At 42.5% G+C, this 12629-nt stretch carries 8 protein-coding genes; 3 read left to right on the top strand and 5 right to left on the bottom strand.

Going from position 1 to position 12629, the window contains the following annotated elements; translation table 11 throughout:
* Positions 1-149 precede the first annotated feature (149 nt).
* From LJ658_RS05535 to LJ658_RS05515, 5 genes are all read right to left on the bottom strand, one after another.
* Positions 150-1517, bottom strand: a complete 1368-nt coding sequence (locus LJ658_RS05535) for a S41 family peptidase (RefSeq protein ID WP_230545481.1) — start codon at positions 1515-1517, stop codon at positions 150-152.
* A 23-nt stretch (positions 1518-1540) separates the two neighbouring features.
* A complete protein-coding gene (locus tag LJ658_RS05530) occupies positions 1541-4006 on the bottom strand; it encodes a M1 family aminopeptidase (RefSeq protein ID WP_230545480.1) in 2466 nt (821 codons plus the stop codon).
* Between the two features lie 94 nt (positions 4007-4100).
* The gene (locus tag LJ658_RS05525; RefSeq protein ID WP_230545479.1) at positions 4101-4535 is read right to left on the bottom strand and encodes a hypothetical protein; all 435 of its coding nucleotides are present in this window, start codon (positions 4533-4535) and stop codon (positions 4101-4103) included.
* A gap of 58 nt (positions 4536-4593) precedes the next feature.
* On the bottom strand, positions 4594-5037 hold the full coding sequence (locus LJ658_RS05520; RefSeq protein WP_230545478.1) for a hypothetical protein: 444 nt from the start codon (positions 5035-5037) through the stop codon (positions 4594-4596).
* Positions 5034-5633: a sigma-70 family RNA polymerase sigma factor gene (locus tag LJ658_RS05515; protein ID WP_230545477.1), complete on the bottom strand. Its 600-nt coding sequence runs from the start codon at positions 5631-5633 to the stop codon at positions 5034-5036. The genes LJ658_RS05520 and LJ658_RS05515 overlap by 4 nt, the downstream gene beginning before the upstream one ends.
* Before the next feature lie 1111 nt (positions 5634-6744).
* On the opposite strand from LJ658_RS05515, the gene LJ658_RS05510 reads away from it, so the two are divergent.
* The 3 genes from LJ658_RS05510 to LJ658_RS05500 all read left to right on the top strand — a co-directional run bounded on the left by LJ658_RS05510 (position 6745) and on the right by LJ658_RS05500 (position 12596).
* Complete coding sequence (locus LJ658_RS05510) at positions 6745-7329, top strand: RNA polymerase sigma factor (protein ID WP_230545476.1); 585 nt, start codon at positions 6745-6747, stop codon at positions 7327-7329.
* Between the two features lie 118 nt (positions 7330-7447).
* The gene (locus LJ658_RS05505) at positions 7448-8686 is read left to right on the top strand and encodes a FecR family protein (RefSeq protein ID WP_230545475.1); all 1239 of its coding nucleotides are present in this window, start codon (positions 7448-7450) and stop codon (positions 8684-8686) included.
* A gap of 529 nt (positions 8687-9215) precedes the next feature.
* Complete coding sequence (locus LJ658_RS05500; protein WP_230545474.1) at positions 9216-12596, top strand: TonB-dependent receptor; 3381 nt, start codon at positions 9216-9218, stop codon at positions 12594-12596.
* Positions 12597-12629: the final 33 nt, after the last annotated feature.

Below are 12629 nucleotides of genomic sequence, written 5' to 3'. Positions count from 1 at the left end.
AAAAAAAGTTTTTATCGAAAGCCTTCAGATTTTTCTGAAGGCTTTTTGTTGACGTTATAGGCATGCAGCCTGGGTTTGCCCATCTCCATGAAATACAAATCGCCTGGCGAGTATTTAAGCAGTTGGAACTTATAATAAACTATACCTTATTATTTAGCCGCAAGTTTCAGCGCGAATACCATCTGTACATCCTGGTGTTGAAGTATATCGTTCATCGACGGTACGATCAAATAATCCGGAATAGTGCCCCTATCTTTGTATTTAACTTTCTTTACTGCCATGACATATTTAAACAAGGGGATATTTACCTTGATTTTGGTATTTGGCAGAAAGAAAGTTATTCTATTTCCAGAGGTATTTCCGTCATAGCCGCCCCCGGTTTCCTCGCCGACAAATATACCCCGGCTGTTTGTTTTGGCAATGGATGAAAACTCAGCTGCACCGGAAAAGCTTTTACCGCTGGTGAGGAAAACGACCTTTCCCTTGTAATTAATCTTTTGCGGTTGTTGTAATTCCACCAGGTCGGGATGATCTTTTATAGCACCGGTTGTTGAGCTTAGTGAGGTATAATAGGCGAAAGGGCGATCAGTAAGGTAACTATAAAGCAGAGCTCCATTACTGTCGTCACCACCGCCATTCTCCCGCAGGTCAATGATCAGGCTGTTTACATTTTTATCTTCCAGCTCCTTAAAAGATGCCGCTAAATAGTCAGCCAGGTTTTCTTTGGTTTGGACCAGGTATTCATTGGCAAAGGTGCGGATGGTCATCACGGCGACGTTACCCGGCTGATACGACAGCTCCAGGTACCGGCTGGGCATAACCCGCACAGGAGGAGGACATTCCATGTTTTTGAAGTAATCCGCGGCAATGGTTTTTACCGCCGTAGCCCCATCTCTTGTTTTATATTTTACTTCGAAATTTTCCTGAGTTCCGTAAACCACGTCATACAGGTAGGCAAAAGGATCATGGCCGTCATTTACTTTGACATATTTTTCGGTTTGGATACGGCCATCGGATGATAAGTGTTCAAATAGCCGCTTCCTGATTGTACCAATGCTTCGATGATCAATGGCCAGGATCTCTGTCCCTGCGGGAAACTCCCGGGTATCGCAGGGCACGTAAGCGTTGTTGCCGATGAACCTAAGCTGAACAGGGAATAGTTTGACTTCTGTTTTGAATTGGCTGATCAGGTCCTTTGGCAGGAAGCACTCGGTATGCCCGTCTTCGATCCCGCTGATCAGTTGGCTGATGATCGCGAAATAAGCTACCTTGCTCATCGGATAGTCCAGCTCTTTGAAATAGCGGTCAAACAGCCTGTCCATTTCAGATTTGCTTTTATAGCGGTATAGCCCGGCGTGTATTTTTTGCAGTGTGTCGCGCAACGAAGTGAAATCCTGTTGCAGCAATTCGGGTGAAATCTGTTTTGAAATATCATTTGCAGATTGCGCAAAAGCTGCCTCAAAAAGGAAAAAGAAAAGAAAAAGCGCTATCGTTAATTGTCTATATAGTATTTTCATTGCATTCGCTTTTGGGATTATCATTATTTGGCATCATTGATTTGCTGAATGGCATCTGCCGATGCTTTCGCACCGGAAGAATCGTTCAACCCGGTACGCTGGTCTTTTATACTGTTTAAGAATTTGATCATGTAAGGCGCCACACCGTCGCCCTTGTGCCTGATAGCCACTCGCTTTAGCTCATCTATACCTTGTAAAACCGCCTCCTGCCGGGTTAAGCGCCCTATCATATCCGAAAATGCTTTAACCAAGTGGATCTGGTCCTGTATTTCGGCCGCTTGATAACGTTGGTAAACAAAGGGCCACTGGGTATCGGCGCCCTGCTCAGCATAAACGTTGATGATGGCCTGCGTCAACTGTCCCTCATTGTCGTTTTCAAAGCGTTTGGCCAAGCTTAAGCCCAATGCTGGGTCTATGCGGATAATACCATTCAGTGCCGCGCCTGATACCGAATATGATGGACTATTGAGCCTTTGTCGGAACAGGTCAAGGTAGACCGGGTCTTTCAATACCGAAAGGGTATTGATCGCATCTGCCTGCACCAAAGTATTCGGGTCCGTACGGGCAAGATTCGCCAGCAAAGGGAGCGAAGCATTTCGCAAAGTAGCATTGATATTATGAATATCTTCTTTGTTCTGGTTAAGTGCCCAGATCGCCTTCCGGCGCAGGCCGGAGAAGGGGTCTTTTAACGCAGCGATCAGCACTCTTTGCGCCTCCGTGTCATCCGTGTTCTTTTCCGCAAAGTCCATGGCTTCATAACGGTCGAGGTAAAGCGGCGCATGGAAATACTGGTAAACCAACTCTGCCAGGGTCTTATGATCGGTCTTCTCAGCAACTAATATTTTATCTGCATCCACGTTAACCAGCTCGGGTTTTGTGGATGTTTTGAAAGTTAACGTATCCGCCTTATTGCGCAGCCAGATCTTATGGCGTTCTTTCGCGCCGTTAACATACAGATCTACCGCGACCGGTAAGGTAAAAGCGGCCCCATCCTGTGTTTGCTGTAAAAAAACCATTTGCGTTTTTGTTACCTCGTCCCACTGGTAGCGAATATCTAGTACCGGGTGGCCCGCGCCATAATACCATTGGTTAAAGAACCAGTTCAGGTCGAGGCCGCTGGCTTCTTCCAGCGCCATCCTTAATTGCGGTACTTCCGCATTCTTAAAGGCGTAGGTGGTCAGGTAAAGATGCAGGCCCTTATAAAATGCCGCATCGCCCAGGTAGTTTCGCAGCATATTTAAAATGCGCCCCCCTTTGGAATAAGTAATGCCAAAGGGGTCCTTAGGATTGTTATAGTAAAAAGTCACCAGGTTTTTGGTACGGGCATCCCGGCTTTCCAGGTAATTCTGCAATCCGTACTGGAGATGTGCATCCGCCGCATCCTTTCCGTATTTGTGCTCCAGCCAGATCAGTTCTCCAAAATCTGCGAAGGATTCATTCAGGGTGATATTGCTCCAGCTCTCACAGGTCACATAGTCGCCAAACCACTGGTGAAACAGCTCATGTTCCATACCCGGATTGTAATAACTATCTGCCAGTTCCCTTCGCGTGGAAACGTTACCAAATATAGCTGCGGTCGTATTTTCCATTGCCCCGCCTACATAATCGCGAACGGATACCTCCGCATATTTGTTCCAGGGGAAGTCAACCCCTAAAGTTTTAGAGAAAAAATCAATGGCTTCTGGTACAACGCCGAAATTGTCTTTCGCATATGGGACGTATTTCGGCTCAAGGTAATAGCTAACTTCCTTTCCGTGCCAGCTGTCCTTAATGATTTTAAAGTCACCTACGGCCATCATAAACAGGTAGGGCGAATGCGGCAACTCCATCTTCCAGATATCGGTACGGGTACCGTCGGGATTATTTTTCTGTGCAGCCAGTCGGCCGTTGGATAAAGTCACATATTTGCCGGGAACGGTCATACTGATCTCTTGGGTGGTTTTCTGATCCGGCTTGTCGATCGTAGGGAACCAGCAAGAATTATTTTCCGGTTCGCCAAGCGTCCAGACCTGTGTAGGCTTATCCTTTTCGGTACCGTCCGGGTTGACAAAATACAAGCCATGTTCGTTGTTACGTCTTCCCTTCAATTCTTCGGGCTTTGCCGTATAGGTGATATAGAGGGTATAGTTTTCAGCAGGTTGGTAAATTTTGTCCAATCTGATATTTAAACTCAGACTGTCATAAGAAAACTGCAGGGGTATGTTCTTACCATTTTTCAGGATCGCGATAGTATGAATATCCATGCCTTTGGCATCGAGCCGGAGAGTGTCGGTCGGATAAAAATGAGGATGCAGGGTCAGCCATTCCTTGCCATATAAATAACGTTTTTTATAGTCAAAACGCACACTGAGTTTGGTATGCACCAGGTCATTGATTTTGGGGGCGGTTTCCCGGTAACCTTTTACGGGAAAAGCAGATTTAAGGTCCTGGGCTAAGCCTTTCAGGAAGACCAGGGAACATAGGGAGAGTGTCAGGAAAAAAGTTTTCATATCTATTTTTAATTAAAATAAGGCAGTATTTATCCGGGCCCGATTTCAGGGCGGTGTTTTTTAACAAGATGATTTCAATAATTTAAGGTGCTGTTTATGATTTTTCCCTGCGGTTGATATAAAAATAATAACCCAGGAAACTGACTGCAAGGCTGAAGGACATAATCGCCAGGGAATGGATGCCGAGCGGCTGGAAATAATCTACAAAGGATAATCCAATACCCAGGCCCATTAACAGGGCAAACCATTTAATGGTTATATTTTTATCGTCACTGGTAATGGGTTGTAAAAGCTGCGATACGATATGATCCGGCGCTCCCTTTTCGATCAGCTTGTTTTTAAGCCGGTAGTCCAGCAGCCATTTGATAAAGGTGAGGGCGACTACGGAAAATACCACGATGGTTAGTATCACACTGGACGTGTGAAGCAAATCATATCTGAAGTTATCTCCAGCAGCGTTTGAATTTTGCGCTGCGGCGGCAGTCCATGTGCCCGCCACAGCGCCTATAGTGATGATGATTTTTTTCATGTTGTTTTTTAATGCTGTTTATAAGGTATTAGAACGGCAGCGCCGGTCAAAGTTGCAATTATTTATAATTTAACGTATTGATCTGTTTTTGGTACTTACGGAACATTTCGACGCCCTGGAAAACGAGTAAAAACAGGGTAACGAGGATGACCAGGTACATGGCCTCCGGTAAAATATCGGTGAACATTTTAAAAAAGTATATCCGGAACAGATAAACCGGGATGCCGATCGAAGCCAGTGCCGCGAAAACGAGCAGGTAGATCCAGCGTTCTCTCCTGTCCAGGGAGGTTTCCGGCTGGGGCAGCTGCGCCAGTACAAGGCTGGCCACATTAAAGTCAAAAGCCGGCTTGGGCAACTGATCCAGTTCTGAAAAGATCAACCGGTAATCAGCAGCCCTGGCCTCACAGAATGCGCAGGAACGGATATGTTCTTTGGTACTTAAATCTGCTCTTCCCAGCGCGTATTGCTGAATTTCCTCTTCGCTCAAATGAAGCTTATTCATAAGTCCTCCTTTTTGTAATTACTCAATATATTTTCTTTTAATGTTTTCCGCGCACGAAAGAGATAACTTTTTATCGTGCCTTCCGGCAGGCCCGTGATCTGCATCATTTCCTCGTTGCTCAGTTCTTCGCGGTATAAGATCAGCAGTGTGCGGTAAACCGGCGGGAGCTTATCGATCTCCTTCTCCAGGATGCTATTCAGTTCCTTCCTGTTCAGTTGTTTTTCAATATCATTTTCGGAAGCGCTTAACTTTTGGTTGCTGAGTGCTTCTAAAGTCAGCTCAGAAGTCTCCTCCCCGTTATCCGTTTGGTCCAGCAACAGCAGCTTTCTTTTCTCCAGGTAATGCAGACAGGTGTGGTAAGCGATCTGCCCGATCCAGGTGGAAAGTTTTGACTTGAACCGGAAGTTAGGCAACCCATGAAATGTTTTCAAATAAATATCCTGCACCAGGTCCTTGCGGTCACCACTGTTAGCGATCATTTTAAAAACGATCATCGCCACCAGCGCTTCCGTATTTTTGATGATCTTGCCGAAAGCATAGCGATCACCGGCCAATACTTCATCAACCAGTTCTCTATCTGCTGCATGATTTTCCAAATGATGATCCACTTTGATAAATTAGACCGGTTCACGGTGATAAAGTTGCAATAATACTTTCACAAGAATGCGTTAAAATGCCGCATAACTTGCTACACTTGACACGGCACCATCTTTTGATCGTTGCTTTCAAGTATTTCTTGATCTTATGCTTTATTATTGGAATAAAGCTCATCCTTTTTCCAAGAATGCTTTCTAAGCATTGAGTGGTAAAATTTAAATAAGGTTGCTAATGGAGCAGCCTTATTTTTTTCAAAGCATCCGGCGCTTGAACGGGACGCAACTAAATAAAGAACGAAGCTATTGCGTCAAACTTATTGAATCCCAATTTTTTGCTTTCAACGCCTCAAAGGTCTTTGGATAGTCCGCATTCCCCGGCGTTTTGTCCAGCGTATGAATAAATAAAAGGTGATGGTTCAATGGGTTGTCGGCTCATCATCGGTGCGTATTGGTTCGTATCGGCTCATGTTAAACGGTTTTCAAGGAAAACCTACCCCTGAAGATATTAAAGCGGGTTTTCCCAGTCAATATCCAATTCGGACGCTTTCCGCAATCGGCCTCAAAAGAGTTCGGGTTTTGTAGTCCAAGGATCACATTTACACCCATCCACGGGAATGGCATGGGAAGATTATTGAAAAGCCTTTGGATTAAATCTGGGGGCTTTTTTGCCTCAAAAATTTCTCTCCCTATTTTACTTACAGCTCATACTTCATGCACGTCTGCTGTTATACGTTTAAATATATTCAATAGCCTTTAACCCACCGGAAGTTACTATCCGTCGGATCTGGCACCATGTGTTTTGATCAATGGAAAGGCTTAGTGTCGGTCGGGCGAGTTGTTTACGCTGGCCGGTTTTAAATAAAACAGAGGGTAAGATGTTGTAAAACAATTAGTTAAAGCAATGTCAGTTAATGGTAGCTTTTATCAGACAGAGGGGGACAGTTGTTTTGTTCCGTTAATTTAGTTTTGAGTAACCATTTATACCTGTTGAGTTGCAGCGCCTTACAGGCGATACAAGAATATTATACGATGCATTTTATTTCAAGTACTATTATTAGTAGCTATCTGAAACCGATTGATGGTGTCATTAAATGTTGCTTTACAATTTCAAATGAAAAAAGATACTATGAGTTCTTCTCTTAACAACCCGGATAAAGAGCTTACTGCATTGATGAAAAATGGAAATGTTCTTGCATTTACCCAGTTGTATTATAAATATAGTCCTAAAATGTACGCCAACATGTTTAAGATGGTGAAGGATAAGGAGGTTGTGGAAGAGATGGTCCAGGTTTTATTTTCGCGCATTTGGCAACAGCGCGAGACAATAACTTATGAGCGCGACTTTTCGGGTTATTTATACCGGGCCGGATCACACCTGGTGTGTGATTTCTATAGAAAACTGGAAAGCGATCGCAAAATGAGAACTCAATTTAAGTCAACAATCATGGAGCATTACTCTCATATAGAGGAACAAATATTTTTCAAAGAAAGCGAAAACCTCCTGGAACAAGCACTGGCCGAGCTTTCACCCCAACAACGCCAGGTTTATCAGCTATGTAAACTTGATGGATTTAGCTATAAAGAAACTGCAACCAAACTCGGCATATCTCCCTATACTGTAAAAGAATATCTTTGTAAAGCAAAAAATATAGTAAAATCATATATGGTTAAAAACATGGAAATTGTTACATTTTGATGTTTGGTTTTTGCATAGTTTTGAACTATCAATTGGTGCACGATTTTTAAATTCGATTGTTTGAGCCCCCCATATTTATTGAATTACGTCTTTAGTACAATAGTATAACTGCTGAAAGATGAACTACAGGGAATTATCACTTCTGTTTGAAAAACTGGTAAAAAATGAATGCACCGAAAAGGAAGCAGAGCAGCTATTGAAATTGCTGTCAGACAGATCCTATGATGGAGTCTTCCGCCAGCTGACAGAAGAACAATTAAAACAAACCGGGTATGACCCAACCGCAGATCAAATATCTGCTGAGGCGCTTAACCGCCAATTGGAGGCCATTTTAAATTCTGATGTGCCATTAAAAAAATCCAATAAAAGAAATGTTTGGCAACTGTATAAATGGTCTGTCGCTGCCACTATTCTATTGTTCGTTGCTATCGGCGCTTATATTTTTAAAAAAAATATACCAAGCCAACAGCTAAGTGATAACTATCAGCATAAAATTTCTGTTGGCGGTAATAAGGCGGTTTTGATATTGAGTGATGGTAAAAAAATTAATTTAGCCGATGCCGCAAACGGAACTATTGCCGCCCAGTCAAACTTCACCATCAAAAAAACACGCGAAGGGATGATTGTTTATCAGGCAAATGCCGCTTCTGAACCCACCGGTTCTGCCATGGGGCAACCCTTATTTAACACCATTACAACGCCCAATGGGGGCCAATACCAGGTTGTGCTTCCTGATGGTTCAAGGGTTTGGCTAAATGCTGCATCTTCAATAAAATTCCCAACCCGATTTGCATCAAATGAACGCTTGGTTGAGTTAACCGGCGAGGCTTATTTTGAGGTGGTTAAAGTTTTATATCCAAAAGAAAAAGCAAATCAAACCGGGAAACTCCCCTTTGTTGTTTTAAGTAGCCGGCAAAGAATAGAAGTATTGGGTACCAGGTTTAACGTAAACGATTACCACGAAGAGAATAGCGCGAAGACAACTTTGCTTGATGGATCCGTAAAAATCAATGCATTGAGCAGTGACCAGCATACACCCTTTCCCGCAATGATGCTCAGGCCGGGCCAGCAGTCGGATCTTGATCGCCGTAATTTTAAGGTCAGCGCGGCTGATACAGCAGCAGCCACCGCATGGAAAAACGGTTTTTTTCAATTCGATAGTGAAGATATTTATGTCGTAATGCGAAAGATTGGCAGGTGGTATAATGTTGAAGTGAATTATCAGGGCGATATGCGCGGCAAAGTTTTCTCTGGTGTAATATCAAAATATACCAATGTAACTGAAGTGCTGAGGATGTTGCAATTAACCGGCAGTGTTAATTTTACTATAAAGGGCCGGATGATTACAGTTTCGTAATATCCGGTCACTAATCCTTTCATTTAGCAATACCCAGGTTAATTTATTGTAGCTGGGCAACTATTAATGGGCACTAATAAAATGACATTATACCGGCGGGTATTGCTTTTTCATCCGCTTCTATCTATTGCGGCAACCCCTTAAATGCCAGCAAGGCTTAATTATAGTATTAACACTCAATTAATAAAAAATTAATCCCCCCCTTTTTTTACTTCGTCCGTCTTTATAGCAACCAATTACAAAATGAGCTGCCTGGTATCCTGTTTTTGAAAAAATAAGTGGGGTAAAGGAAGCTAAGCGAATTTTTATTTAAAGAAAACAACAACCGAACCTAAACAATGAAAGGAGAAGAACTATGAATTAACCTTACTTAGCTCTAAGGAAAAACAAACCAGGAGTGCTTGCAACACCCCTGGCTACGTTGGCCTATTGAAATCATTCCCGTTAAAGAACAACTTTCATTTCATAAACCTAATCTCAAATGTATAAAACTTATACGGCATTTTGTCGCGGCATACACTCTCGCCTAATGCTCAAATTCATCAAGATAATGAAGCTTACCATTATTTTATTAATTGCTACGCTTTTACACGTCAATGCAGCCAGTTACGGGCAAAAAGTTAGCCTGACGGTAAAAGAAGCAACACTCGAAAATATTTTGAAAGACATAAAGGCCCAAACCGGCTTTAAAATCCTTTACAATCCCAATTCGCTTAAAGAAACCAAATTGATTAACCTGGATCTTAAAAACGTACCTGTTGATTACGCCCTGCAAAAAAGCTTTGAAGGTCAGCCGGTTACCTACCTTATTGAACGACAAACCATTATTGTTAAAAAGAAGCCCACGATGACAGTTTTTAAGGAAGCTGCAGCAGAGAGCCAAAAGATTACGGTAACGGGAACAGTGAGGGATTCGACGGGTACTTTAGCTGGTGTAACCATAAAAGTTAAGGGTACCAACTTAGGAACGAAAACCGACGAGAACGGAAAATTTGTTTTGGATGTGCCAAATGATAACGCAGTACTTGTATTTTCCTTTGTTAGTTATATTACGCAAGAAGTGCCTGTAGATGGGAAAACTGTGATCAATGTACTGCTAAAATCTGCCAAAAACGCATTAGGTGAGGTAGTGGTTGTAGCTTTCGGAACACAAAAAAAAACTGATTTAGTTGGTTCGGTAACTTCCATTAAGGTTTCTGACCTTAAGATCCCTTCAAGTAATCTAACAACTGCTTTGGCGGGGCGTGCAGCGGGCCTTATTGCTTTTCAACGTAGCGGAGAGCCCGGCAAAGACAACGCAGACTTCTTTATTCGCGGAGTTACAACATTCGGTTATAAAAACAATCCCTTAATACTTATTGATGGAATGGAGTTGAGTACGACAGACCTTGCCCGTTTACAGCCGGACGATATTGCCAGCTTTTCTATTTTAAAAGATGCTACTTCAACCGCCGTATATGGCGCGCGCGGTGCCAACGGGGTAATTTTGGTAACTACTAAACAAGGCAAGGTTGGTAAAGCCCAAATCACGTTTCGGTTAGAAAATTCCATATCAACTTCCGTGAGAGACATTGAATTGGCCGATCCTGTTACTTACATGAAACTATCCAATGAAGCTATATTAACGCGTAACCCTTTGGGCATAACCCTGTATAGCGACGAGAAAATTGCAAATACCGCTGCGGGCCTAAATCCTATTATATATCCGGCAAACGATTGGAAAAAGCAGGTTTTTAAAGATTACACTATGAACCAGCGTGCAAACTTAAATATAAGCGGGGGCGGAGATGTCGCAAAATACTTTATTTCCGGGTCTATAAATAAGGACAATGGCATGTTAAAGGTAGATCACCGGAACAACTTTAATAATAATATTGATTTAACAAGTTACTCTCTTCGGTCTAACATTACGGTTAACCTTACTAAAACAACCGAAATGATCGTCCGCTTAAGTGGCAACTTCGACGATTATACCGGCCCTTTAGACGGGGGCGCAGAAACGTACAGAAAAGTAATGCGCTCTAACCCTGTACTATTCCCTCAATATTATCCTGTGGATGCCAATCATGCATTTGTAAAGCACATCATGTATGGAAATTATGACCAGGGCGGCTATACAAACCCTTATGCCGATATGACCAAGGGTTACATGAATTCATCAAGATCGCTAATGCTGGCACAATTAGAAGCCAAACAGGACCTGACAGCTATAACAGATGGTCTTACTTTAAGCGCTATGATGAATATAAACCGCACCTCATTTTTTGACGTAAGAAGATCCTATAACCCATACTTTTATACGCTAACCGGATACGATCCGGTTGAAAATACTTATAACATAACAAATATTAACGAACCCACCGCGACGGAATACCTGGATTATAATCAGGGAAGCAAAGAACTTAACTCCACCTTCTACGCGCAAACAATGTTAAGCTATAACCATCAATTTCAAAAACACGGATTTAGTGGTTTGCTGGTATATATGATACAAAATAATATCAGTGCAAATGCCCCGGATCTTCAACAATCCCTTCCATTCAGAAACATAGGATTATCAGGCAGGGCAACTTATAACTATGATAGCCGCTATTATTTAGAATATAACTTTGGTTACAACGGTTCAGAAAGGTTTTCTCAAAAGCACCGGTTTGGTTATTTTCCATCTGCCGGTATCGCCTGGAGCATATTTAACGAAAAATTCTTTGAAAACATCAAACCGGTTGTCAACAACCTCAGGCTGAGGGCTACTTACGGGTTTATCGGAAACGATGCGATCGGATCGCCTTCAGATCGCTTCTTTTACCTCTCTAATGTTGATATGAACGCAAATTACAGAGGTGCTACTTTTGGAAACGGTCAGGGTGCAAATACTTATTTAAATGGTGTAAACATTTCCCGGTATGCCAATGACGAAATTACATGGGAACGATCAACAAAAACAAATCTTGCGCTTGAAATTGGGCTTTTTAATAAGTTAAAGATAAATGCTGAGGTTTATTCCGAAAAACGTAAGAACATCCTCATGTCGCGCGCGTCCATCCCGGTTACCATGGGTTTAACGGCCGACGTAAGGTCAAATGTGGGTGAAGCTTCCGGAAAAGGAACAGATATTTCTATAGATTATCAACAAAATATAGGCAAGGACTTTTGGTTTTCGGCAACGGGAAATTTTACCTATGCAAGGAGCAAATACACCGTTTATGAAGAACCGGTTTATGACGAAAAATACCGCAGCCGTATAGGGCATCCTATTTTTCAGGAATACGGATATATTGCCGAGCGGCTTTTTGTTGATGATGCAGAAGCACTAAACTCTCCAAAGCAAAATTTTGGACCCTACGGCGGTGGAGATATTAAATACACCGATGTAAACCGCGATGGTCAAATTACCGACGCGGATCGTGTGCCTATTGGTAATCCAAGGTTACCGGAAATAGTTTATGGCTTTGGTTTTTCAACCGGTTACAAAAACTTTGATTTTTCAGCTTTCTTCCAGGGACTGGCAAATGAATCGTTTTGGATTGACGCCAATGGCACATCACCTTTTAATAATCAAACCCAGTTATTAAAAGCCTACGCTGATAGCCACTGGTCTGAGGATTCGCGTGATGTCTATGCGCTTTGGCCAAGGTTAAGTCCAGACATTAACAACAACAATAACCAGACAAGTACCTGGTTCATGCGCGATGGCTCGTTTTTACGCCTGAAGCAAGTTGAACTGGGCTATAAGCTTCCGCAAAGCATACAAAAAAGCCTGCATCTTTCAAACTTCAGAATTTATGTAAATGCAAGTAACCTGCTCAATTTCAGCAAGTTTAAATTGTGGGACGTAGAAATGGGTGGTGATGGCCTTGGTTATCCCATTCAACGCGTGTTTAATCTTGGTTTAAACATGTCAATTAGGTAAACACCATTTAAGCACAATTATTACACCTGTTAA

The organism is Mucilaginibacter sp. UR6-11 (assembly GCF_020880695.1).
Lineage (GTDB): Bacteria > Bacteroidota > Bacteroidia > Sphingobacteriales > Sphingobacteriaceae > Mucilaginibacter.
The sequence above is the reverse complement of the archived record's forward strand: the minus strand, read 5'-3'. Positions and strand labels throughout refer to the sequence as shown.